Source organism: Streptomyces sp. NPDC048211 (assembly GCF_043202315.1).
Lineage (GTDB): Bacteria > Actinomycetota > Actinomycetes > Streptomycetales > Streptomycetaceae > Streptomyces.
Genome location: NZ_JBIDAD010000001.1, coordinates 725564 through 750054, shown reverse-complemented (window position 1 = coordinate 750054; position 24491 = coordinate 725564). Strand labels below are relative to the sequence as shown.

Annotated in this window: 20 protein-coding genes; 6 read left to right on the top strand and 14 right to left on the bottom strand. The window is 69.8% G+C overall.

Features of this window, described 5'->3' with window-relative positions; all coding sequences use genetic code 11:
* Positions 1 to 72: 72 nt before the first annotated feature.
* From ACGFZA_RS03470 to ACGFZA_RS03435, 8 genes are all read right to left on the bottom strand, one after another.
* Positions 73 to 684, bottom strand: coding sequence for a response regulator (locus ACGFZA_RS03470; RefSeq protein WP_393676856.1), 612 nt, complete (start codon positions 682 to 684; stop codon positions 73 to 75).
* Positions 681 to 1871 (bottom strand): sensor histidine kinase, encoded by a 1191-nt coding sequence (locus tag ACGFZA_RS03465; protein WP_393676854.1) that lies wholly within the window; start codon positions 1869 to 1871, stop codon positions 681 to 683. Before ACGFZA_RS03465 ends, ACGFZA_RS03470 begins: the two co-directional genes overlap by 4 nt.
* A complete protein-coding gene (locus tag ACGFZA_RS03460; protein WP_385275626.1) occupies positions 1868 to 2608 on the bottom strand; it encodes an ABC transporter permease in 741 nt (246 codons plus the stop codon). Before ACGFZA_RS03460 ends, ACGFZA_RS03465 begins: the two co-directional genes overlap by 4 nt.
* Positions 2605 to 3540 (bottom strand): ABC transporter ATP-binding protein, encoded by a 936-nt coding sequence (locus tag ACGFZA_RS03455; protein WP_385275629.1) that lies wholly within the window; start codon positions 3538 to 3540, stop codon positions 2605 to 2607. Before ACGFZA_RS03455 ends, ACGFZA_RS03460 begins: the two co-directional genes overlap by 4 nt.
* 401 nt (positions 3541 to 3941) lie before the next feature.
* Complete coding sequence (locus tag ACGFZA_RS03450) at positions 3942 to 5858, bottom strand: hypothetical protein (protein WP_393676851.1); 1917 nt, start codon at positions 5856 to 5858, stop codon at positions 3942 to 3944.
* Positions 5859 to 6452: 594 nt separating this feature from the next.
* On the bottom strand, positions 6453 to 6914 hold the full coding sequence (locus tag ACGFZA_RS03445; protein WP_393676849.1) for a DUF6113 family protein: 462 nt from the start codon (positions 6912 to 6914) through the stop codon (positions 6453 to 6455).
* Positions 6911 to 7837 (bottom strand): N-acetyl-1-D-myo-inositol-2-amino-2-deoxy-alpha-D-glucopyranoside deacetylase, encoded by a 927-nt coding sequence (gene mshB / locus ACGFZA_RS03440; RefSeq protein ID WP_393676847.1) that lies wholly within the window; start codon positions 7835 to 7837, stop codon positions 6911 to 6913. The genes ACGFZA_RS03445 and mshB overlap by 4 nt, the downstream gene beginning before the upstream one ends.
* Positions 7838 to 7921: 84 nt before the next feature.
* Positions 7922 to 8116: a hypothetical protein gene (locus ACGFZA_RS03435; RefSeq protein WP_326738529.1), complete on the bottom strand. Its 195-nt coding sequence runs from the start codon at positions 8114 to 8116 to the stop codon at positions 7922 to 7924.
* Between the two features lie 211 nt (positions 8117 to 8327).
* Here ACGFZA_RS03435 and ACGFZA_RS03430 point away from each other — a divergent pair, with 211 nt between their 5' ends.
* Positions 8328 to 10409: a prolyl oligopeptidase family serine peptidase gene (locus tag ACGFZA_RS03430; protein ID WP_393677622.1), complete on the top strand. Its 2082-nt coding sequence runs from the start codon at positions 8328 to 8330 to the stop codon at positions 10407 to 10409.
* Between the two features lie 6 nt (positions 10410 to 10415).
* Here the strand turns inward: ACGFZA_RS03430 and ACGFZA_RS03425 are convergent, their stop codons facing one another.
* The 6 genes from ACGFZA_RS03425 to ACGFZA_RS03400 form a co-directional block, all read right to left on the bottom strand.
* A complete protein-coding gene (locus ACGFZA_RS03425) occupies positions 10416 to 11468 on the bottom strand; it encodes a hypothetical protein (RefSeq protein ID WP_385275642.1) in 1053 nt (350 codons plus the stop codon).
* Between the two features lie 220 nt (positions 11469 to 11688).
* Positions 11689 to 13149 carry an ABC transporter ATP-binding protein gene (locus tag ACGFZA_RS03420; RefSeq protein ID WP_393676844.1) on the bottom strand — a complete coding sequence of 487 codons (1461 nt, stop codon included), beginning with the start codon at positions 13147 to 13149 and terminating at the stop codon, positions 11689 to 11691.
* Entirely contained in the window at positions 13139 to 14116 is a 978-nt protein-coding gene (locus ACGFZA_RS03415) for an ABC transporter ATP-binding protein (RefSeq protein WP_385275648.1), read from the bottom strand. The genes ACGFZA_RS03420 and ACGFZA_RS03415 overlap by 11 nt, the downstream gene beginning before the upstream one ends.
* Before the next feature lie 13 nt (positions 14117 to 14129).
* Positions 14130 to 15104, bottom strand: a complete 975-nt coding sequence (locus ACGFZA_RS03410) for an ABC transporter permease (RefSeq protein ID WP_385275651.1) — start codon at positions 15102 to 15104, stop codon at positions 14130 to 14132.
* A complete protein-coding gene (locus ACGFZA_RS03405) occupies positions 15097 to 16020 on the bottom strand; it encodes an ABC transporter permease (RefSeq protein WP_385275654.1) in 924 nt (307 codons plus the stop codon). The genes ACGFZA_RS03410 and ACGFZA_RS03405 overlap by 8 nt, the downstream gene beginning before the upstream one ends.
* Positions 16021 to 16126: 106 nt before the next feature.
* Entirely contained in the window at positions 16127 to 17758 is a 1632-nt protein-coding gene (locus ACGFZA_RS03400) for an ABC transporter substrate-binding protein (protein ID WP_385275657.1), read from the bottom strand.
* 506 nt (positions 17759 to 18264) lie between these two features.
* Here ACGFZA_RS03400 and ACGFZA_RS03395 point away from each other — a divergent pair.
* The 5 genes from ACGFZA_RS03395 (at position 18265) to ACGFZA_RS03375 (ending at position 24341) form a co-directional block, all read left to right on the top strand.
* The gene (locus ACGFZA_RS03395; protein ID WP_385275660.1) at positions 18265 to 19293 is read left to right on the top strand and encodes an ABC transporter permease; all 1029 of its coding nucleotides are present in this window, start codon (positions 18265 to 18267) and stop codon (positions 19291 to 19293) included.
* 74 nt (positions 19294 to 19367) lie between these two features.
* Complete coding sequence (locus ACGFZA_RS03390; RefSeq protein WP_393676839.1) at positions 19368 to 21152, top strand: ABC transporter substrate-binding protein; 1785 nt, start codon at positions 19368 to 19370, stop codon at positions 21150 to 21152.
* Between the two features lie 86 nt (positions 21153 to 21238).
* Positions 21239 to 22219, top strand: coding sequence for an ABC transporter permease (locus ACGFZA_RS03385; protein WP_385275666.1), 981 nt, complete (start codon positions 21239 to 21241; stop codon positions 22217 to 22219).
* Between the two features lie 71 nt (positions 22220 to 22290).
* Positions 22291 to 23256 (top strand): ABC transporter ATP-binding protein, encoded by a 966-nt coding sequence (locus ACGFZA_RS03380; protein WP_385275809.1) that lies wholly within the window; start codon positions 22291 to 22293, stop codon positions 23254 to 23256.
* A gap of 26 nt (positions 23257 to 23282) precedes the next feature.
* Positions 23283 to 24341, top strand: a complete 1059-nt coding sequence (locus tag ACGFZA_RS03375; protein WP_385275669.1) for an ABC transporter ATP-binding protein — start codon at positions 23283 to 23285, stop codon at positions 24339 to 24341.
* The last annotated feature ends 150 nt before the right edge of the window (positions 24342 to 24491 follow it).

The window sequence follows — 24491 nt, the reverse complement described above, 5'->3', positions numbered from 1 at the left end:
GGAGAGGCCCCGTAGCTGTCATCGTGCGCCCGCCGGGGACTACGGGACAGCCCAGAGACTACGGGGCAGCCCTTAGAGCCAGCCCTTTTCCCGTGCCATCCGGACCGCCTCAGCCCGGTTGCGCGCTGCCATCTTCTGGATCGCCATGGAGAGGTAGTTGCGGACCGTGCCCTGGGACAGGTGCAGTGCCGCGGCGATCTCCGCGTTGGTCGAACCGTCCGCGGCGGTGCGCAGCACATCGCGTTCGCGCTCGGTCAGCGGGCTGGCCCCGTCGGCGAGCGCGGCGGCTGCGAGGGTGGGGTCGATGACACGCTCCCCGGCAAGCACCTTGCGTACGGCTTCGGCGAGTTGGGAGGCCGGGGCGTCCTTCACCAGGAAGGCGTCGGCGCCCGACTCCATCGCACGGCGCAGGTATCCGGGCCGGCCGAAGGTGGTGACGACGACGACCTTGACGTCCGGCATAGCGCGGCGCAGTTCCGCCGTCGCCTCGATGCCTGTCATGCCCGGCATCTCGATGTCGAGGAGGGCCACGTCGATGCCGTGCTCCCTGGCCGCGGCCAGCACCTCGTCGCCGCGGGCGACCTGGGCGACCACCTCGATGTCGGGTTCCAGGCCGAGGAGCGCCGCGAGGGCCTCGCGCACCATGGACTGGTCCTCGGCGAGGAGAAGTCTGATCATGCTCATTCCCGGGATCCTAGGCCGGATTCGAGCGGAACGCCGAGGACCGTGGTGAAGCCTTTGCCCGAGCGGGAGTTGGTGGCGCGCGTGACGAGCGTCCCGTCGACGGACGCGAGCCGCTCGGCCATGCCGGTGAGGCCGTTGCCCCGCTTCGAGCCGGCGGCGCCCCGGCCGTCGTCGGCGACGGTGAGTTCGAGGACGCGTCCGTCGAGGGTCTGGCGGGGGGTGAGCGTCACCGTGCAGCGGCCCGCGCCGCTGTGGCGTACGACGTTGGTGACGGCTTCCCGCAGCGCCCAGGCGAGCGCCTCCTCCGCCTTCTCGGGGAGGTCCTCAGGGAGGTCTTCGGGGCCGTCGGCCGGTATCTCGGCAGTGACTCCGGCGGCGGCGAGGGCGGTCCTTGCCCCTGCCAGTTCGCCGGGGAGGGTCGGCCTGCGGTAGCCGGTGACGGCGCTGCGTACGTCCACGAGGGCCTGTCGGCTGACCTGTTCGATGTCGGCGACCTGCGCGGCAGCCTGGTCGGGATGTCCGGGGAGCATCCGCCCGGCCAGTTCGCTCTTGAGGGTGATCAGGGAGAGGGAGTGGCCGAGAAGATCGTGGAGGTCGCGGGCGAGCCGCAGCCGTTCCTCGTTGGCGGCGAGCTGGGCGACGGTGGCGCGGGCCTCGCGCAACTGGATCGTGGTGCGGATCATCTGCCGGATGCCCGACATCGCGAAGCCGCCGAGCAGTGCGGGGAAGACCAGGGCCGTGATGATCTCGCGGGGGTGCTCCTGCGTCAGGCCGATGGCCACCAGGACGGCGGTGACGGCGGGGATCAGCCAGCGGGCGGTCCGCAGCGGCAAGGTGGCGCCGACGGAGACGGCCACGTACACGAACAGGACCAGCCAGGGGGCGCCGAGCGTCAGGGACAGCAGGACGGCCAGGGCCCCGAGGAAAGCGAGGGTGGCGCGGACCCGGAGCGGGTCGATCGCCTTCGAGGTGTGGCGGAAGACCAGGACCAGGTAGACGCCGACGAAGACCAGCAGCCCGAGGGTGCCGAGTGCCGTCGCCCACGGGGTGTGGTTGCCGTCGATGAGGTCCTTGACCGGCGCGCTCATGAACGCGAGCCAGATACCGATCCACAGGAGCTTGGTCCCGGTCTGTCTCGCGTTCGTGGGCGGGCGCCCGAGCCCCACGGACATCTCGTCCTCGTTCACGCCTTCAACGTGTCCTTCCGGTAGAGCCAGGCGGCGCCGCCCGCGAAGAGCAGGAAGTAGACGCAGAGGATGGCGACGTCCTTGGCATGCGGGGCGCCGCCCATCTCGACGGCCTGGCCGAGAGCAGCGTACGCGTGGGTGGGCAGCCATTCGGAGATGTTCTGGATCCACTGCGGGAAGGTCGTGCTCGGCATCCACAGGCCGCCGAGGATCGAGAGCCCGAAGTAGATGATCATCGTGATCGGGCGGACCGCGTCACCGCTGGCGAGGTAGCCGATGGCGACGCCGAGTGCGGCGAAGACCAGTGAGCCGGCCCAGATGACACCGGTGAGGGCGAACCACTGCCACAGGTCGACGCGCACGTGCTTGACGGATGCGGCGACGAGGAAGACGACCACGATGCAGGGCAGGGTGATCACGGCGGCGCTGGCGATCTTCGCCAGGATGTAGCCCCGGCTCGGCAGCGCGGTCAGCCGCAGCTGACGGACCCAGCCCTTCTCGCGCTCCTTGGCGATGCGCTCGCTGTTGCCCATCAGCACGGCGGTCAGCGCGCCGAAGGAGGCCATGGAGACCATGAAGAAGGCCTGCAGGGTGAGCTCGGTGCCCGGCACCTTGTCGGTGGTGTTCTGGGTACCGGAGATCAGCAGGTAGATCACCGACGGATAGATGATCGAGAAGAACATGAACTTCTTGTTCCGCAGGGTGCGGGTCACTTCGAGCCTGATGAGGGTGTTCATGCGGTCCTGGCCTCCTCGGCCTCGGTGATGGCGACGAAGGCCTGCTCCAGTCCGAGTCCCGCGACTTCGATCTCGCGCGGGTAGAGGCCGAGGCCGTAGACGGCGTGCACGGTCGCGTCGGCGTTGTGCGACTGGATGCGGACGCGGTGGCCGGTGATGTCGAGCGTGGAGAGGAACGGCAGGGCGCGCAGGGCTTCCTCGTCGATCGTGCCCTCCAGTTCGAAGGAGATCCGGCGGGCCCCCGCCTTCGCCTTGATCTCGGCGGCGGTGCCGTCGGCGAGGATCCGGCCCTTGTGCAGCACGAGGACGCGGTCGGCGATGGCGTCGGCCTCTTCGAGGTAGTGCGTGGCGAACAGGACGGTACGGCCCTGGTCGGCCTGCTCGCGCATCGTGGCCCAGAAGGCCTGGCGGGCGGTGACGTCCATGCCGGTGGTCGGCTCGTCGAGAACGATGAGGTCGTTGGCCCCGGCGGTGGCGAGCGCGAACCGTACGCGCTGTTCCTGACCGCCGGAGAGCTTGTTGACCATGCGGTCGGCGATCGGTGCGATGCCGGCCCGGCCCAGCACCTCGTCGACGGGGTAGGGCCTGGGGTGCAGATCGCAGACGAGCCCCACCAGCTCGCCGACGGTGACGTCCTCCATCAGCCCACCGGACTGCAGCATCGCTCCGACGCGTCCGGCGGCGATGGCCGCCTGCGGGGTCGTACCGAAGAGGCGGACCGTCCCGGAGTCGGCGGTACGCAGACCGAGGAGGAGGTCGAGGGTGGAGGACTTGCCGGCGCCGTTGGGGCCGAGGAGCGCCACGGTCTCACCGGGGTGCAGGTCGAGGGTGAGCCCGTCGACGGCGCGTACGTCTCCGTAGGCCTTGCTGACGTGGTCGAAGCTGACCACGGCGGTCTTCGCCGCGGTGACTTCGGAGGCTGTCGTTGTCATGCGTCCAGCCTGGCTGAGCAGGGGGTGCGCGCGGCAGGGTCACGGGTCGTGGATACGGGATGACAGATGTCATGCCGTACGTGTGACGGCGACGCGAGACGCGTACGCGCCGCCCCGGTCCGGACTGGGGACGGCTACGCGGGACGAGCCCGACACCGCCGCCGGTCCGGGCCGGGGCCGACGACACGGAACGACCCGGCACCGCACCCGGTCCGGGCTTCGGCCGGATACTCGGGGCCGGTGCTGTTCCCGGCCGGACCCGAGGATCCGGCCGGAAGTCAGGTCGGGGGCGGTGGTGTGCGGTGCGGGCACGGGCCGGACGGCCGGGGGTCATCGCCCGACGCACCGGAGCGCCCCCGGTCCGATGGGACCGGGGGCGCTCCGGAGGATCGTGCGCCGGGTCAGCCGTTGCCGCCGAGGTCGATCGTGACGGTCCGCTCGGCCTCGGTCTTGCCGAGCAGTGCGCCCCTCATGGCGAAGGCCACGTCGTCCGGGCCGACCTGGTGCTTCGTACCGTCGCCCTTGGTGACCATGATCCCGTCGAAGACGCCTCCGCAGAGCTCTTCGATGGCCTTCTTGTCGTAGTGGTCGACGAGCTTGCCGTCGACCGCCACCATCGAAAGGATCTTCGGCAGCGACTTGGCCGGACCGAACGGGATCTGCTTCGCTCCCGCCTTGATGACGATCAGGCCGGACATCGCGGGCTCCGCGAACTCCTTCATCGCCCGGTCCAGTTCGGCCTGGCTGATGGTGGGCTCGCTGGTGGTGACGGGCAGCTGGACGGTCTTCGCGTTGCCCGTCTCGACCTGGGCGCGGTAGGCGTCGCGCACCGAGCCCATCGACTGGTTGACGTCGAGCGCCTTGCCCGTCTTACCCGGGACGGCGACGGCCTTGCCCGGGACGAACTTGATCGTGCCGTCGCTGGCCGACCCCGAGGCGCCGGCCAGGTCCTTCAGCGCGACGCCTAGCTTCTCCTCGTCGACCGGGATCACCGGGTCGACGGTGCGCTCGCCGCCGAAGAGGGAGCCGATGACGGAGACGGGGTTGTAGTCACTGCCCGCCGCGGCACGCACGGTCGCCTGGCTGTCCAGGGAGAGTCCGGCCTTGTCCGGGGCGAGCTTCGTCTCCTTGCCGTCCACGGTCAGCCGGAGCGCGGCCGTGGAGCGCTCACCGAACGCGGCGTCCATCTTCTCGACGGCGTCGTCCCTGGTCCCGCCGCCGATGTCGACACCGAGGACGGTGGTGCCCTTCGGCACGTCGGAGTGGTTCATGAGCAGCCCGGCGCCGTAGGCGACCCCGAGCACGCAGACAGCGGCCACGCAGAGCATGACCAGCTTCGATCGGCCCTTCTTCGCCGGGGCGCTCGGCGCCGCGGCGGGGGCGGTACGGGCGGCGGGCTCGGGCGCCTGCTCGGCGAAGCCGCCCGGTCCGGCCGGGCCGGTGCCCATCGGGCCGGCCGGCGTCCGCGGGGCGGAGTCGGGGCCCGGGAACGGCGACGGAGCCCCTGAACCGCGATGGTCCGGGGGCACGACGGGGATGCCGCTGTTCAGCGTGTCACCGGAGACGTTGCCGCCGGGGCCCGGCGGGAACTGCGGGGTGAGCACGGCGGTGTCGTCCGACATCCGCGGCGGTACGCCGCCGGGGCCGCCGGGCCCCTGAGGCGCGCCCGGTCCCTGCGGTCCGCCGGGACCCTGCGGTCCACCCGGCCCCGGGCCGAAGGGCGCCCGGCCGTCGAGGTCCGGGGTGAGGGCCGAGGTGCCGGTGGCCGGTCCGGTGGTGGGGCCGGACGGTCCCGGCGTACGGATACCGAGGTTCGGCGTGGCGCGGGGCCCGCCGGGGCCGTCGCCGCCGAAGCCGTCGCCGCCGAAGCCGTCGGGACCGGGCGCGCCCGGGTCACCGGCGCGCTGCGGTCCGTCGGAGAAATAAGGCAGATCGGCGCGGGGGCTGCCCGCGGGCGGGGTGGCCGGACCGGACCCCGGACCGTCCGGCCGGCTGCCCGGGCCGCCGGCCGGGAACCCGGCACCGCCCGTACCGCCGGGACCACCGGCCGGGACGCCGGTCCCGTCCGTGCCGTCGCTCGCCGGGGTCCCGGACGGAGTGCCCGCGCTCGCCGGGCCGCCGGCCGGGGCCTTGCGCGGTGCGAACCAGTCGCTGCCGCTCTTCTCCCTGGCCGGCTTCTCGGCAGCGGGCTCCGCCGCCGCGGGCTCCCGGGGCTCGGGCCCCGGTGCGGCCGGAGCCGCCTGCCCGCCGTTGGACGCGGAGGCGCCCGGGCGCGGGGTGGAGCCGGTGCGCTCGCCGCCCTCGTCGACGTCGCTCATGGGCGTACGCATGACAACCGGCGGGATGGGGCGCGAGCCCGGAATGTTGATCCGGATCCGCGTCGTCAGCGTCGTCTCGGTCCTCGGCTCGTCGGGCCGAGGCGGATCCGCGGCCTCCGGGGACTCCTCCGGAGCATCCTGCGAAGGGTGCAGCGACGGATACTGGCGGGATCCGTACGGCGGCGTACCCGAGGGGTACGCGGCTCCCCCGCGCCCCTGGGGACCGGAGGACGAACTGTCAGTTTCACGACTCAAAGCAGGTTCTCCCGATTGGCTCCGCCGCCCGTACTTCCCCCATCCCGCAGGCCGGGGGGCGGCTTAGAAGGTGCTGAAGATCTTGGCCGGATCAGGGAGCGGCGCCTGGTGCGTGCAGCCAGGAGGAGCCGGAGCGCCCTCGTGGCGGAGCTATTGGGGCGTTTGGGTAACGCCGCAGTTATGCGTGCCAGGCCTCGCGAGCCCGGTCAAGATCTTCAGCACCCGACTAGGCGCGCGAACCACCATACTGGCCGCGGCCGACAGACACCCCGCGACCGGGGGAAACGACTGCGCACCCCCCGGACGGACAGGGGGCATTACGGGATCGGACGTGGCACATTACTTGCCAGGTCGGCCGCTGTCGGCGCCCAGTTGGGGCATCCGCGACAGGGTGGCGCAGATCACAGCGATGGCCATGCCGCCCAGCATGAAGAGCGCCAGGCCGAGTTCGTCCCCGAAGACGTAGTCCCCTTCGGGTCGGCCGCCCAGCAGAAGAATGACCGAAATCAGCCATCCCGCGGCGGGTGCGATGGCCCCCGTCTGGGTGCCCATGAGGCAGCGCCCGCCGTAGAAGAGGCCTGCGGACGCGAGCAGCGCCAGCAGCAACCCGCCGGGGAACCAGGCAGGTTGGACCAGGGTGCCCGCGATGCCGACGAGCGCGCCCAGGACCGCCAGGCCCACCAGGGCGGCGATCCGCCGGGGGTTGAGGGGCGCGGCCAGACCGGTGGCCGGAATGTCCCGCGCAGGGGCGTCTGTCCGTGGTGCACCGGTCCGTCCGGCCCGCGGCCTGCTGCTGCTCACTGGTCCGCCTCCGGAACGCCCGCGACGGGATCGTGTTCCGGCACGCCCGCGAAGAGATCGCGCTCCCGGTCGCCCCCGGCACGGCCCGCCGCACCCTTCACCAACTCGTAGTACTCGGTGGTGAGGACGGGCTGGCCCAGGTCGTTCGACAGGGCGAAGAAGGGGCCGTCGAGCGCGATCTGCGTGGCGTGCGCCCGCATCGCCGCCGCTTTCGCCTCGCCGTGGCCGGTGCCGTCGATCTCGGTGGTGACCAGGGCGTCGTCCACCACACCCGGTACGTCGTCGATCGCGGCGATGCCCGGGAACGCGTCCGGGGCGGTGGCCCGCAGCCGGGCGAAGCCTTCCTCGACGACCGAGCGCGGCACCCGGTTCCAGTAGGTCTTCGCGATGGCGTGCGGGGCGCCGGAGCCGGGTCGGTACGCGGGGTCGGCGGCCAGTTCGGCGGCGCGCGTCGCGACCCGGTGCGCCTGGATGTGGTCGGGGTGTCCGTAGCCCCCGTCGGGGTCGTACGTCACCAGGACCTGGGGTCGCACCTCGCGGATCACCTCCACGAGGTACCCGGCGGCCTCGTCGAGGTCGGCGGACCAGAAGGCGCCGGGGCGCCGGTTCTGCTCGGTGCCCATCATTCCGGAGTCGCGGTAACGGCCCGCGCCCCCGAGGAGGCGGTGGTCGGTGACCCCCAGTTCCTTCATCGCCGCCGCGAGTTCACCGCGTCGGTAGGGGCCGAGGGCATCGTCCCGGTCCGCCGCGAGGTGCGCGAGCCCGGGCGGGATGATCTCGCCCTCCTCGCCGAGCGTGCAGGTCACCAGCGTGACCAGGGCGCCGTCGGCGGCGTACCTGGCCATGGTGGTGCCATTGTTGATCGACTCGTCGTCGGGGTGCGCGTGCACCAGGAGCAGACGCCGGGCGGGGAGATCCGTCATGGGGACCACCCTACGAGCCGACGACCCCCGGGACCGACTGCGGCCACCGTGCGGGCGCCGCAGGACCACGGCCGGCTGCCGGGCTCAGAACTTCATGCCCCCGATCATGCCGGCCACGTTGGTGGTCAGCTCGGAGATGGTCGGCGCGACGGACGAGCTGGCGAGGTAGAAGCCGAGCAGCATGCAGACGACCGCGTGTCCGCCCTTGAGTCCGGATTTCCGGATCAGCAGGAAGACGACGATCGCCAGCAGCACTACCGCCGAAATCGAGAGCACCACAGCGGTTCACCTCCATCTGTACGGTCGGGACAGGCAGCACGCATGGAGCCAGCAGGTTCATACCCACCGAGCGCTACGGATCATAACTATCCGTGGCAGGGCATTGATCGGGGCACGGCAGCACGAGGGGCGCACGGGCGGCGGGGGCGGCCGATAGGTTCGGCCTATGACTTCGCCAGAGATCACCTTCCCGCTGCAGTTGGCCCGGACCATGCGATTCACTCTCGGCGCACCGCGCGCGTTCACGGTTTCACCCGATGGTGAACGGGTGGTCTTCCTCCGCTCGGGGTCGGGCACCGACCGCTCGGGGCAGCTCTGGGTGCTGGACCTCAGCGACGGCAAGGCCCCGCGGGAGCGGGTCGTGGCCGATCCGGCGGTACTGCTGGCCGGTTCGGCGGAGCGGCTCTCGGTCCAGGAGCGGGCCCGGCGTGAGCGGAGCCGCGAGGGGTCGTCGGGGATCGTCGGCTACGCGGTCGACGCAGCCGCCGAGCTGGCGGCGTTCGCGCTCTCGGGGAAGGTGTACGTCGCCGAGCTGCGGGCCGGAACGGCGCGTGCGCTGCCCGTGCCGGGACCGGTGATCGACCCGCGACCCTCCCCCGACGGGCGACACATCGCATATGTGTCCAAGGGTGCGCTGCGCGTCGTGGGCGCCGGCGGCGAGGAGGACAGGGCGCTCGCGGAGCCGGAGGACGAGCACGTCTCCTACGGCCTCGCGGAGTTCATCGCGGCCGAGGAGATGGCGCGTTCGCGCGGTTTCTGGTGGTCGCCGGACTCGGACCGGCTGCTGGTGGCCCGGGTGGACGACAGCCCGGTGCGGCGCTGGTGGATCGCCGATCCCGCGCACCCGGACCGCAAGCCCGCCGAGATCGCGTACCCGGCGGCCGGTACACCCAATGCCGAGGTGCGGCTCTTCGTGGTGGGGCTGGCCGGGGAACGTACCGAAGTGGTGTGGGACCGGGTCCGGTTCCCGTATCTGGCGCGGGTGCACTGGTCGTCGGACGGGGCGCCGCTGCTGTTGGTGCAGGCCCGTGACCAGCAGAGTCAGCTCTATCTGGCGGTGGATCCGGAGACCGGGGCGACCCGGACGGTGCACGCGGACGAGGACCCGGTGTGGCTGGAGCTGTTCCCGGGTGTGCCCGCGTGGGCGCCGGACGGGCGGCTGGTGCGGATCGCGGACGAGGGCGGGGCCCGGGTTCTCGCGGTGGGTGACCGGCCGCTGACCGGGGCCCAGTTGCAGATCCGGACGGTGCTGGACATCGGGGAGTCGGACATCCTGGTCACGGCGTCGGCGGGCGAGCGGGCGGCCGCGGCTGAGATCGGCGAGACCCATGTGTACCGGGTCAACGAGCTGGGCGTGGAGCGGGTCTCGGAGGGCGCGGGCGTGCACGCGGCGGTCCGGTCCGGCGGTGTGACCGTCATGGTCTCCACGGCTCTGGACGTGCCCGGATCGACGGTTCGGGTGTTCCGGGACGGCAAGCAGACCGCCGTCGTCGCGAGCCACGCGGAGCAGCCGGTGCTGTCCGCCCGTCCGCAGCTCACCGAAGGGGGCGCACGGCGGATTCCGTGCGCCGTGATGCTCCCCTCCGGGTACAAGGAGTCGGACGGTCCGCTTCCGGTCCTGATGGATCCGTACGGCGGGCCGCACGGCCGCCGGGTCCTCGCCGCCCACAACCCGCATCTCACCTCGCAGTGGTTCGCGGACCAGGGCTTCGCCGTGATCGTCGCGGACGGCCGCGGCACCCCGGGCCGCTCGCCCGGCTGGGAGAAGGCCGTCAAGCACGATCTCACCGTCACCCTCGACGACCAGGTCGAGGCGCTGCACGCGCTCGCGGAGCGGTTCCCGCTGGACCTGGGCCGGGTGGGCATCAGGGGCTGGTCGTACGGCGGTTTCCTGGCCGGCATGGCGGTACTGCGGCGGCCCGATGTCTTCCACGCCGCGGTGGTGGGCGCCCCGGTGACCGACCAGCGGCTGTACGACACCCATTACACGGAGCGCTACCTCGGCGACCCGGCGAGCCGGCCGGAGGTGTACGCGTACAACTCGCTGCTCACCGACGAGGGACTCTCGCACGCCGCCGAGCAGGTGCATCCGATGCTGATCGTCCACGGCCTGGCGGACGACAACGTGGTGGTCGCGCACACCCTGCGGCTGTCGTCGGCTCTGCTCGCGGCGGGCCGTCCGCACGAGGTGCTGCCGCTGAGCGGGGTGACCCACATGACCCCGCAGGAGAAGGTGGCCGAGAACCTGCTGCTGCTCCAGGTGGACTTCCTGAAGCGGTCGTTGGGGATGTAGAGGCCGCTACCAGCCCGGCGGCGGCTGCGAGGGCGGCGGAGGCGGCCCGAAGCCGCCGCCCTGCGGGTAGCCGTACCCCTGGGTGGGCGGCTGCTGCTGCCCCGGGTACGGGGCGGGCTGGTAGCCGGGGGGACCGAATTCCGGGGGGCCGTAGCCGGGGCCGGGCCCCGGCCCGTAGGGACCGGGCACGTCGGCGAAGCCCCTCGGCGCCAGCGCGATCAGCACCACCAGCGCAACGATCAACTCGAAGATCCAGCTCAGCAGCCTGAGCTGGGTCTCCGTGGGCAGCGAACCGAAGTCGTCGAGCAGGTCGTAGTGCACGATCTCGGCCACACCCAGCACCCCGCCGGGCAGCAGAAGCGCGGCGGCCACCAGACCGAACGGCCGCGCGTGCACGGCGCGGAAGAGGGCACCCGCCCCCGCGACCAGGCACAGCAGCGCGAGCGTCACGTTGCCCCAGCCCGGCGGCGGGTCGATCACGCCGTGCGGGAACCGGTCGCCGCCCACGTACCAGTCGGGGTAGATCCTGTACTTCACCGCCTGGCGGATCTCCCAGGCGATCAGCACCGCGCCGGCCGCGCCCAGCAGCAGGAACGCGGTGACACCGGCGCCCGGTCCCGGCCGGGTGGGCAACTGCTCGTAGGAGTCGGCCGGCGGACGGCGTCCGGCTCCGGCGGTGATGAGCAGCGCGATGCCCGCGGCGAGGGCGACGAAGGCGCAGATCAGCGCCCGTGAGCGAAGGTCGTCCGAGAACAGCGCCTCCGTCCGGCGGCTGCCGATGCCCCAGAGACCCGGCAGGCGCACGGCGAGGGTGACCACTGCGGTGGCGACGAGCGTGGTGGCGGCGACCGGGGAACGCAGCGCGGCGACGGTGGCGACGGCGTACACCACGAGGAGAGCGACATCCAGGGGTGCGGTCGCGGGCATCGCCTGCGGGCGCGCGTCCCGGAAACCGGCCCAGTAACGCCACAGCTGGTCGGCGTCCACGGCCCTGATGTCCCGTACGAGCCAGCTCGCGACGATCAGGGCGAGCACCGCGCAGAGAGCGGCGCCGGTCACTCTTGCTCCACGGGTGAGTATCACCTCAGCGATACTCCACCGCACCCGGGCTCCCGACAAGAGGGCCGTCGGCGCGGCCCCTACGGGCGACCGGCCGGAGGAACGTGACGTCCTTCCGGCCGGTCCACGGCACCCGCACGGCCGTACGTCATCCATGCTGACGGGTCCGTATATCGGACGTGAGACGCCCGAGTTGCCCCCGCGTTAACGGACCGGCGGCTCAGCTGACCCGGCTGCTGCCGGAGGGCGGCGGCGGGCCGCCGTCGTCGTCCCCCGCCTCCGGGGACGGCCCCGGCCGGGGCTCCGCAGAGGGCTCGGCCCCGGCCGGCGGCTCCGCAGAGGGCTCGGCGGGCGAGGGCTCCGGCGAGGGCTGGGCCTCTGCCGACGGCTCCGGCTCCGGCCCCACATCCGACGGCTCCGCCTCACGCGGCACATCCGACGGCGACTGCTCCTCCTCACGCGGCACATCCGACTGCGGCGGCTTCCGGGCCTCCCGGTCCACCTGCTCCACATCGGGGCCGGCTCCCGCGCCGCCCTCGCCCACCTGCTCCAGCGTTCCCTCCGGCGGCACCACCCGCTTCTCCTCGGCGAAGTGACATGCCGAATCGTGCTTGGCCGGGGTCTCCGTCAGCCGGAAAACCGCGGGGACCGCCAGCAGCGGCACCTCCAGCTCGCACCGCTCCTGCGCCTTCCAGCAGCGGGTACGGAAGCGGCAGCCGGACGGCGGGTTGGCGGGCGAGGGCACGTCGCCGTGCAGGATGATCCGCTCGCGGTACTCGCGCGCCATCGGGTCCGGCACCGGCACGGCGGAGAGCAGCGCTTGGGTGTACGGGTGCGTGGGGTGGTCGTAGATCTCCTCGTCCGAACCGATCTCGGCGAACCGGCCGAGGTACATCACGCCGACCCGGTCGGAGATGTGCCGGACGATGGAGAGGTCGTGCGCGATGAAGACGTAGCTGAGGTTGAACTCCGCCTGGAGCCGGTCGAGCAGGTTGACGACCTGCGCCTGGACCGAGACGTCGAGGGCCGAGACGGGCTCGTCGGCGACGATGATCTCGGGGTTGAGCGCGAGGCCGCGGGCGATGCCGATGCGCTGGCGCTGGCCGCCGGAGAACTGGTGGGGATAGCGGTTGATGTACTCCGGGTTGAGGCCGACGACGTCCAGCAGGTCCTGGACCTTGCGCCGCCGCTCGCCCTTCGGGGCCACCTCGGGGTGGATCTCGTAGGGCTCCCCGATGATGTCGCCGACCGTCATCCGCGGGTTGAGGGAGGTGTACGGGTCCTGGAACACCATCTGGATGTTGCGGCGTACGGCCTTCAGCGCGCGGCCGGACAGCTTGGTGACGTCCTCGCCCTTGTACCGGATCGCACCGGCCGTCGGCTGTTCCAGGTGCACCAGCATCCGGGCGACGGTCGACTTGCCGCAGCCGGACTCGCCGACGATGCCGAGGGTCTCGCCCGCCGCCAGGTCGAAGGAGACCCCGTCGACGGCCTTGACGGCTCCGATCTGCTTCTTGATCAGGATGCCCTGGGTCAGCGGGTAGTGCTTGACGAGGTCGCGCACCTCCAGGATCGGCTCGCCGCCCGCGTACGCGCTCCCCTCCCGCGACTTGGCCAGCAGGTCGCGGGCCACCTCGCCCTCCTGGCGCGCTTCCTTGCGCCCCGTGTGGTCAGCGTGCATCGAGCGTCTCCTTCCAGAAGTAGCAGGCGCTCTGACGGTTCTCGGCCACGTCGAACAGCGGCGGCACGTCCGTGCGGCAGACGTCCTGGGCCATCGGGCAGCGCGGGTTGAAGGCGCAGCCGGGCGGGATGTGCAGCAGGTTGGGCGGCAGGCCCTTGATCGCGTACAGCTCCTGGCCCTTCTGGTCCAGGCGCGGGATCGAGCGGAGCAAGCCCTTGGTGTACGGATGCGCGGGCGCCCGGTAGATGTCGTGGACCGGTGAGGTCTCCACGATCCGGCCCGCGTACATCACGGCGATCTTGTCGGCGACGTCGGCGACCACGCCCAGGTCGTGGGTGATCAGGATCAGGCCCATGTTCAGTTCGCGCTGGAGCTCCGCGAGGAGGTCCATCACCTGGGCCTGGACGGTGACGTCGAGGGCGGTGGTGGGTTCGTCCGCGATGATCAGCGAGGGCTCCAGGGCCAGCGCCATCGCGATCATGATGCGCTGGCGCATGCCGCCGGAGAACTGGTGCGGGTAGTTGCCGACCCGCTCCTTGGCCGCCGGGATGCGGACCCGGTCCATCAGCTCGACGGCCTTGGCCTTCGCGTCCTTGCGGGACAGTCCGCGGTGCACGACGAACATCTCGCCCAGCTGCTCCCCCACCGTCAGCACGGGGTTGAGGGAGGAGAGCGCGTCCTGGAAGATCATGGCCATCTCCTGGCCGCGGATCTTCCGGCGCTCATCCTTCTTGAGCTTCAGCAGGTCGCGGTCCTTGAAGAGGATCTCGCCGCCGCTGATCTTCCCGGGCGGCATGTCGAGGATGCCCATGATCGCCTGTGCGGTGACCGACTTGCCGGAGCCGGACTCGCCGAGCACGGCGAGCGTCTCGCCCTCGGCCACCGAGTAGTTGACCCCGTTGACGGCCTTGGCGACCCCGTCCCGGGTGTGGAACTCCACGTGCAGATCGCGCACTTCGAGCAACATGGCAGCGGACTCCTCAGCGCAGCTTGGGGTCGAGGGCGTCGCGCACCGCGTCGCCGAGCATGATGAACGCGAGCACGGTGACCGCCAGCGCGCCGGCGGGCCAGAGCAGCATGTGCGGGGCGTTGCGGATGTACTGGGACGCGGCGGAGATGTCGATGCCCCAGGAGACGGCCGGTGGCTTCAGACCGACGCCGAGGAACGACAGGGTCGCCTCCAGGGAGATGTACGTGCCGAGCGCGATGGTCGCGACGACGATGACCGGGGCGACGGCGTTCGGCGCGATGTGGCGCAGCATCATCCGCCCGTTGGAGGCGCCGAGTGCCCGGGCCGCCTGGACGTAGTCGTTGTGCTTGGCGGTGATGACGGAGCCGCGGGCGATGCGGGCGATCTGCGGCCAGCCCAGCAGCACGATGAATCCGATGACGGGCCAGACGGTGGAGCTGGTCACCACGGAGAGGAAGACCAGACCGCCGAGGACGACCGGGATGCCGAAGAAGACGTCGGTGAGGCGGGAGAGGATCGAGTCCCACCAGCCGCCGAAGAACCCGGCCAGACCACCCAGGACGGAGCCGATCAGCGAGACGCCGATGGTGGAGCAGATGCCGACGGTCACGGAGTTGCGGGCACCGTAGACGACCCGGGTGTAGACGTCGCAGCCCTGGCCGTCGTACCCGAAGGGGTGGCCGGGCTGGGAGCCTTCCTGGGCCTTGTCGAGGTCGCAGTCGAGCGGGTCGCCGGAGGCGATGAGCTGCGGCCAGATCGAGATGATCACCAGGAACAGGATGATCAGCGCGGAGATGATGAAGACGGGATTGCGGCGCAGGTCGCGCCAGGCGTCCGACCACAGGCTCTGCGGCTTGGTGTCCGGTCCCGTCCCGGCGGGACCGCCGGGGGTCTTTTCGAGAGAGTCGCCCTCGTCGAGTGCGAGGTCCATCGTTCCGCCGGCTCCGGCCGACGAGATCGCCTCGTCCGGTGTCTGCTCAGGCATAGCGGATCCTCGGGTCGAGTACGGCGTACAGCAGGTCGACGATCAGGTTCGCGGCCAGGAAGACGAGGACCAGGACGGTGACGAAGCCGACGACGGTCTGCGAGTTCTGGCGCAGGATGCCCTGGTAGAGCTGGTAGCCGACGCCGTGGATGTTGAAGATCCGCTCGGTGACGATCGCTCCGCCCATCAGGGCGCCCACGTCCGTACCGATGAAGGTGATGACGGGGATCAGCGAGTTGCGCAGCAGATGCCGGAGGACCACGCGGCGCCTGGGCAGGCCCTTGGCGGTCGCGGTACGGACGTAGTCGGCGCGGGCGTTCTCGGCGATCGAGGTCCGGGTGAGCCGGGTGACGTAGGCCAGCGAGACGGAGGCGACCACGAGCCCGGGGATGATGAGTTCGTTGAGCGGGGCCTCGCTGGAGACGGACGGTTTGATGACGCCCCACTCCACGCCGAGCAGGAGCTGGAGCAGCAGGCCGGTGACGAAGGTCGGGATGGAGATGACGACCAGGGTCAGGATCAGCACGGTGGTGTCGATGGGGCGGCCGCGGCGCAGGCCGGTCACGACACCGAGGCTGATGCCGATGACGATCTCGAAGAAGATCGCCACGAGGGTCAGGCGGATGGTGATGGGGAACGCCGTGGCCATCAGCTCGGTGACCTTCTGCCCGTTGAACGCGGTGCCGAAGTCGCCGGTGAAGACGTTGCCCATGTAGGTCAGGTATTGCTGCCAGACCGGCTTGTCGAGGCCGAATTCCGAGCGGAGTTGGGCGGCGGTCGCCGGGTCGCACTGGCGGTCGCCGCAGAGGCCCGCGATGGGGTCACCCATCACGTTCACCATGAGGAAGATCAACAGCGTGGTGCCGAAGAAGACCGGGATCATCTGCAGCAGCCGCCGGATCACATAACGTCCCATGAAGGGCTCCGGGGGTCGCGGGGTGGCTGAGGTGTCATCGGGGGCCGGGGACGGGGAAGCCGGGTGACCGGTGCGGGGAGCGCACCGGTCACCCGGCCTCGGCCGCCTACTTGACCTTGATCTGCTCGTACACCGGGACGCTGAACTGGTTCAGCGAGACGTTGCTGACGTTCTCCGAGTAGCCGGCGCTGCCGTTCTGGTACCAGAGCGGGATGACGGGCATCTGCTGGACCATGACCTTCTCGGCGTCCTGGAAGGTGGAGACGGCCTTGGCCTTGTCCGACTCGGCGTTCGCCTTGTTGACGAGGTCGTCGAACTGCTTGCTGTTCCACTTGCCGTCGTTGGACGAGGCGTTGGTGTAGTAGACGGGCTGCAGGAAGTTCTGGATCAGCGGGTAGTCCATCTGCCAGCCCGCGCGCCAGGCGCCGTGCAGCTTCTGCTGGGAGACCTGGCTGCGGAAGTCGGCGAAGGTGCCGACCGGGGCGCCCACGCACGCCTTGTTGTTGCCCATGACCTTGTTGATGCTGTTGCAGACGGCGTCGACCCATTCCTTGTGGGAGCCGGTGTCCGCGTTGTACGAGATCTTGAGCTGGCCGCCGGGGATGCCGCCGCCGTCCTGGATCATCTTCTTGGCCTCGGCGGCGTTGTACGTGCACTCCTTGCCGCAGAGACCCTTCTTGAAGCCGCCGTCGGCGCCGAGGACCGGGGAGGTCCAGTCGGAGGCCGGGGTGCGGGTCTGCTGGAAGATCTGGTTGGTGATCTGCTCGCGGTTGATCGCCATGGACAGGCCCTGGCGGACCTTGATCCCGCCGGGGGTGTCCCACTCCTTGTCGTAGAAGGGGAACGCGAGGGTCTGGATGATGCCGGCCGGGGTGTTGATGTAGCGGTCGCCGAGGTCCGCCTTGACGTTCTTGAGCTGGGACGCGGGCACGTCGTCGACGAGGTCGAGGTTGCCGGCGGTCAGGTCGGTGTAGGCGGTGTTGTTGTCGGTGTAGACCTTGAGGTCGATCCCGCCGTTCTGCGCCTTGTCGTCGCCGGGGTAGTCGTCCCACTTGCGCAGGTCCATCGACGAGCCCTTGGTGTACTTGTCGATCGTGTACGGGCCGTTGCCGATCGGCTTGGACACCCAGGCGGCGTGGTCGTCGAAGAAGGCCTTGGGAAGCGGCGCGAAGGCGGGGTAGCCGAGGGTGTCGGGCCACAGGGAGAACTTCTGCGTCAGCTTGACCGTGAAGGTCATGTCGTTCACCTGCTTGAGACCGGAGAGCGTGTTGGCGCTCGCCGAGCCGGTCTCGGGGTGGACCTTGTCGTATCCGTCGATGTAGCCGAAGAAATAGGCGTTCTTCTGGTTGTTCTTCAACAGGGCGCCGTAGTTCCAGGCGTCCACGAACGACTTGGCGGTGATCTTCTCGCCGTTGCTGAAGGTCCAGCCGTCCTTCACCGTGATCGTGAAGTTCTGGTTGTCCGTGGACTCGATCTTCTCGGCGAGCATGTTCGTCGCCTCGCCGGTCTTCGGGTCGTACTTCTTGAGCCCCCGGAAGATCATGTCGAGGACCTTGCCGCCCTGCACCTCGTTGGTGTTGGCGGGCTCCAGCGGGTTCTGCGGGTCACCCCAGGAGGAGCTCACGATCCCATCGGCGCCACCGCCACCACCGCCACTGTCCCCTCCGCCGCAGGCCGTCGCCGCCAGGGCGACGGCCACCGCGCATGCGGCCCACTTGACCTGTGTGGCTCCGCGCATGGAGTGCCTCCTCGTAGTGCTCCGTCTTACGTGAAGTCAAATATCACTGCATACCGGAGCTTGTGCACATTTACTCCCGCCATTCGGGCGCGGCAAGGAGCGGAGGGCGACCCGCGAGACGCCGCACGGGTGACGTCTTCTGACGAGGACACGCCATGCGGGAGCCCTGCCCGACCGGGCTTGACGAGCGGCGAAGCGATAACGACGGAACAACGAACGCGCATCGAAGCGCCCCGGCGTGTCCGGATGTACGAATTCCGAGACAGCCCCGCCCGGATATCGGACTCAATGCCGGAATGCATCCGGTTTGCGGGGAAATTGGATTTACCCAAGGTAAATCAAAGGTAAAGGCATGGCCACGTCATGGTCATGAACGAGTCAAGCTCCCAAAGAGCACCTCAAGGCGGCCCGACATTCATTGACCCTGCATGAATTGCGTTGAAAAAGTCCGGGTAGCCCGTAGGTGTGCCCTGCGGAGTCCTTCGACCCTCCGGGCCAGGAGCACCATGACGATTCCCACCTCGAACGCAGCAGCCCCCCTTCAGGCTGCGGATCCGACGACGCCGGCGGCGCCGAATCCCTCCGCGCCCAAGGGCAGTGACGGCCGGTCACCGGGAAAGCTGGCCTGGCGCCGTTTCAAGCGTGACCGTACAGGCGTCATTTCGGCTTATGTAGTTATTTTCTTCTTCGTGGTGGCCATCGCCGCCCCGCTGATCGCCAAGCTGTACGGGAAGGATCCGTACACGACGTACGGCCAGAACGACACCAGCCTGCTGGACGACTTCGGCTCACCGGTCCTGCCCAACGGTGGAATCAGCGGTGACTTCTGGTTCGGTATCGAGCCCGGTCTCGGCCGGGACGTCTTCACCTTCCTGCTCTACGGCATGCGCAACTCCCTGCTGATCGCCACGGCCACCACACTGCTGATCACCGTGATCGGCATCGCCGTCGGCATCACGGCGGGCTACCTCGGAGGGAAGACGGACTACCTGGTCGGCCGGGTCATCGACATCCTGCTGGCCTTCCCCTCCACGCTCTTCTTCATCGCCTTCTGGCCCGTGATGATCTCGATCCTGGTCGACCCGGAGGAGAACACACCGGTCTGGCTGACCGTCGTCACCCTGATCTCGGTCATGACCGCCTTCGGCTGGGCCTCCATCGCACGACTGCTGCGCGGCGAGGTCCTCGCCCTGCGCGAGCGCGAGTTCGTCGAGGCGGCCAAGGTCACCGGAGCGTCCCCGGCCCGGATCATCTTCAAGGAACTGCTGCCGAACCTCTGGACGCCGATCCTCATCCAGGCCACGCTCGCGCTGCCCGCCTACGTCACGGCGGAGGCGGGCCTCGCCTTCCTCGGTGTGGGGCTGACCTCCCCGACACCCGACTGGGGCGTGATGATCCAGCGCGGATCGGACGTCTACCAGAGCGACATCACGTTCATGCTCTTCCCCGGCGCGTCGATGGTGATCTTCGTCATCGCCTTCAACCTCCTCGGCGACTCGGTGCGTGACGCACTGGACCCGAAGACCAAGCGCTGAACCCAGCGGTACTCCGGACGGGCGACGGGGCCCACCGGATCCATAGTTTCTCCACTCGACCAGAGCAGGAAGCCATGTCTCTCTCCCGCAGAAACTTCGTCATCGCCACGTCGGTCGCGGCCGGCGGCTCGATGGTCCTCTCCGCCTGCAGCAGCGGCAGCTCGACCGCCGACAAGGGCAAGGACAAGGGCCACGGCGGCGCCGACAAGTACACCGGCGCGGTCGTCGTCGGCACCAAGGAGGACTCGACGGGGCCGGCTCCCGAGATCGCGGGCGCGAAGAAGGGCGGGACGATCCGCGGCATATCGCCGGACGACTTCTCCCACCTCGACCCGCAGCGCATCTACTACTCGTGGAACTCGCAGATCGGCAACCTCCTCATCCGTGGCCTGACCGGCTACAAGATCGCCACGGACGGCTCCATGAAGCTCGTCGGCGACCTCGCCACCGACGCGGGCACCATGAGTGACGCGGGCAAGACCTGGGCGTTCACGCTCAAGGACGGCCTCAAGTGGGAGGACGGCAAGGAGCTCACCGTCGAGGACGTGCGCCACGGCATCGAGCGCGGCTTCGCCAGCTTCACCACCGAGGGCGCGGGCTACGCCCAGCAGGCACTGACCGGCTCGGCCGACTTCCGGTCCAAGTACAAGGGCCCGTTCAGCGGCAAGCACCTCGCGTCCGTCGTGACGGACGCCGCGGCGAAGACCATCACCTTCAAGCTCGTCGAGGCCCGCCCGGACTTCAACTTCACCCTGGCGATGACGTCCTACGGCGCCGTCCCGGTCAAGGGCGACAGCAAGGACAAGTACGACAAGGACCCGGTCTCGGCCGGCCCCTACCGCATCAAGGCGCACTCCATCGACAAGTCGATGACGCTGGTGCGCAACGAGCACTGGGACCCGAACACGGACTCGATCCGCAACGCCTACCCGGACAGCTTCGCCTTCGAGTTCGGGCCGGAGTCGCTCCAGGCCGCCGACCGCATGATCGCCGACTCCGGCGACGACCAGTACGCCTTCATGGCGTACAGCGGCGTCCCGGCCGAGCGGATCCAGAAGGTCCTCACCGACCCCGAGCTGAAGAAGCGCACCTTCAACGGTCTGCTCACCGGCATCTACTACTACGCCATCAACACCAAGCGCATCACCGACCTGAAGGTGCGCCAGGCGCTGATCCACGCCTGGCCGCTGGAGCAGATCCGCAAGATCTACGGTGGTCCGTCGGCCGGTGACTACGCCACGTCCATCCTGAGCCCCGACATCATGGGCTACGCCAAGGACGACGTCTACGGCAAGCTGAAGAAGCCGCAGGGCGACCCGGAGAAGGCGAAGCAGCTGCTGAAGGAAGCGGGCAAGGAGGGCCAGAAGATCGTCTACGCCTTCCCGCAGAGCAACGTCTACGACAAGACCAAGGTCGTCATCGAGAACGCCCTCAAGGCGGCGGGCTTCGACCCGGTCATCAAGCAGCTGGACTCCTCCAGCTACTACGACCAGATCCAGCAGATCGACAACAAGTTCGACGTGATGTGGTTCGGCTGGTCCCCGGACTGGCCGACCGGCTACACCCTGGTGCAGCCGCTGTTCGACGGCGGCACCATCGCCAACGGCGCCAACAACATCTCGCAGCTGAACGTCGACTGGGTCAACGCCGCGATCAAGAAGAACGTCGTCATCGCCGACCCGGCCGAGGCCGGCAAGCAGTGGGCGGCCCTCGACAAGCGGATCATGACGGAGGAGGCGCCGATCATCCCCGAGACGTTCCAGCGCCGCTTCTACCTGCACGGCTCGAAGGTCGGCGGGGCGATGTTCGACCCGCAGTACTCCTCGGCCGTGATCTACAAGCTGTTCGTGAAGGCCTGAGCCGACACTCCAGAGGCGGGGCGCCCCTGCGGCGCCCCGCCCGCTCCCCTCCCCCTCGTCGGCGCCTGCCAGGGAAATCCATCGCCATGTTCCGCTTCCTCATCCGCCGGGCAATCGGCGCACTGGTCATCCTGCTGATCATCAGTGCCATCACCTTCGTCCTCTTCTATGTCGCGCCCCGCGACCCCGCTCGTGTGGCCTGCGGCAAGGTGTGCACGCCGGAGACACTGGCGCTGGTCAAGCGCAACCTCGGCATCGCCGACCCGCTCCCCGTGCAGTACTGGCACTGGCTCCAGGGCGTGTTCGTCGGACGCGACTACACCTCGTTCGGCCACTGCCCCGCGCCGTGCCTGGGCTATTCGTTCCACAACCGCGAGCCGGTCCTCGGCACCATCCTGGACCGCTTCCCGACCACGCTCTCCCTCTCCATCGGCAGCGCGTTCGTCTTCGTGATCTTCGGCGTGGGCACCGGCATGCTGGCAGCGGTCAAGCAGGGCAAGGCGATGGACAAGATCGCTTCCTCGGCGTCGCTGATCGGCTCCTCGATGCAGATCTACATCGTCGGCGTGGTCGCCATGTACTACCTGACCGACCAGTGGCACATCCTGAGCCGCCCCAAGGACGTCCCGTTCACCGAGGACCCGGCCGCCTGGTTCAACGGACTGCTGCTCCCCTGGCTCGTGCTGGCGCTGATCTTCACCGCCAACTACACCCGTATGGCGCGCTCCCAGCTCGTCGAGACGCTGAGCGAGGACTACGTCCGGACCGCCCGCGCCAAGGGCCTCTCCCGGCGCACGGTGTTCTTCCGGTTCGCCTGGCGCGGCGCGATGGGCCCCATCGTCACCATCTTCGGTCTCGACATCGGCGTACTGCTCGGCGGCGCGATCATCACGGAGAAGGTGTTCGGCCTGCACGGCATCGGCGCCCTCTCGATCAAGGCCGTCAACGACAACGACCTGCCGCTGATCCTCGGCGTCGTCCTGGTCGCGGCGGCGGCGATCGTCGTCTTCAACATCATCGTCGACGCGGTCTACGCCCTCATCGACCCACGCGTCCGCCTCGCCTAGGGAGAGATCCAGTGAGCACCCCCTTCCTCTCCGTACGCGATCTGCGCGTGCACTTCTCCACCGACGACGGCATGGTCAAGGCCGTCGACGGGCTGTCCTTCGACGTCGAGCGCGGCAGGACCCTCGGCATCGTCGGCGAGTCCGGCTCCGGCAAGTCCGTGACCAACCTGGCCATCCTCGGACTGCACCACCCCGACCACACCGAGATAGAGGGCGAGATCCTGCTCGACGGGCAGGACCTCCTCACCGCGTCGGAACGGGAACTGGAACAACTGCGCGGCAACAAGATGGCCATGGTCTTCCAGGACGCGCTGGCCTCCCTCTCGCCGTACCACACCATCGGCAAGCAGATCGGTGAGACGTACCGCAAGCACACCGGGGCCTCCAAGCGGGAGGCCCGGGCGCGGGCCGTGGAGATGCTGACCAAGGTGGGCATCCCGCAGCCCGATCTGCGGGTGGACGACTATCCGCACCAGTTCTCCGGCGGTATGCGCCAGCGCGCGATGATCGCCATGGCGCTGGTCTGCGACCCCGCGCTGCTGGTCGCCGACGAGCCGACGACGGCGCTGGACGTCACCGTGCAGGCCCAGATCATGGACCTGCTCAAGGAGCTCCAGCAGGAGACCGGCACCTCGATCATCTTCATCACCCACGACCTCGGCGTCATCGCCGACATCGCGGACGACGTGCTGGTGATGTACGGCGGGCGCTGTGTGGAGCGGGGTTCGAAGAAGGAGGTGCTGCGGGCTCCCCAGCACCCTTACACCTGGGGCCTGCTGGGCTCCATGCCCACGCTCGAAGGGCCGGTGGACGTGCCCCTGTCGCCGATCCCCGGCACCCCGCCGAGCCTCCTCAACCCGCCGACCGGCTGCCGCTTCCACCCGCGGTGCTCGTTCACCGAGCAGGTAGGCGGCGACCGCTGCTCGGCCGAGCAGCCTCCGCTGGACCTGGTGTCCGGACGCGGGGCCGCCTGCCACCTGACACCGGAGCAGCGCATCGAGTTCTTCTCCGACTTCGCCGGCACCCGGCCCAACTGACGCACAAGAGACGGGACTTCCCCACCATGAGCAGCACCGATCCCCTCCTGGACGTCTCCGGACTCACCAAGCACTTCCCGATCAAGGGGGGCTTCCCGATCCGGCGTACGGTCGGAGCGGTCCAGGCCGTGGACGGGCTCGACTTCACGGTCGGGGCGGGCGAGAGCCTCGGCCTCGTCGGTGAGTCCGGCTGCGGCAAGTCGACGACGGGCCGGCTGATCACCCGGCTCCTGGAGCCGACCGCCGGCCGGATCTCCTACCGCGGGCAGGACATCAGCCATGCCTCGCGCAAGGAGCTGGCGCCGATCCGCTCCGAGATCCAGATGATCTTCCAGGACCCGTACGCCTCGCTCAACCCGCGGCAGACGGTGGGCAAGATCGTCGCCGCTCCGATGGAGATCAACGGCATCGACCCGGCCGGCGGCCGGGAGGCGCGGGTACGGGAGCTGCTGGAGACCGTCGGGCTCAACCCGGAGCACTACAACCGCTTCCCGCACGAGTTCTCCGGCGGTCAGCGCCAGCGCATCGGGGTGGCCCGCGCGCTGGCCCTGGAGCCGAAGCTCATCGTGGCCGACGAGCCCGTCTCCGCGCTGGACGTGTCGATCCAGGCCCAGGTGGTGAACCTGCTGCAGAAGCTCCAGAAGGAGCTGGGCATCGCGTTCCTGTTCATCGCCCACGATCTGGCGATCGTGCGGCACTTCTCGCAGCGCGTGGCCGTGATGTACCTGGGCCGGATCGTGGAGATCGCCGACCGCGAGGACCTGTACGGCAATCCGCGCCACCCGTACACGCGGGCCCTGCTCTCCGCCGTGCCGGAGGCCACCGCGGACGACGTGCCGGCCCGTGAGCGCATCCGCCTGACCGGTGACGTCCCCTCCCCCGTCAACCCGCCCTCGGGCTGCCGCTTCCGCACCCGCTGCTGGAAGGCGACGGACAAGTGCGCGAGCGAGACGCCGCCGCTGGTTCAGGTGGGCGGCAGCCGGGACGGGCACCTGACGGCCTGCCACTACCCGGAGGACTCGCAGTCCCTGTCCACCGTCCCGCAGGCCCGCAAGGAGGCCCCGGCGGCGAAGTCCGACAAGTAGCACGCCGAGGAGGCCCCTCAAGAACCGCGAGGCCCGAGGCTGACACCCCTCGCCTCGGCCCCGGGGTGTGGGGCGGGCGGGATCCGACCGGTCCGCCGCCCGTCCGATTCCCCGGCCCAGGAACCGAGCACGTCGGCCCATTGACCCGAG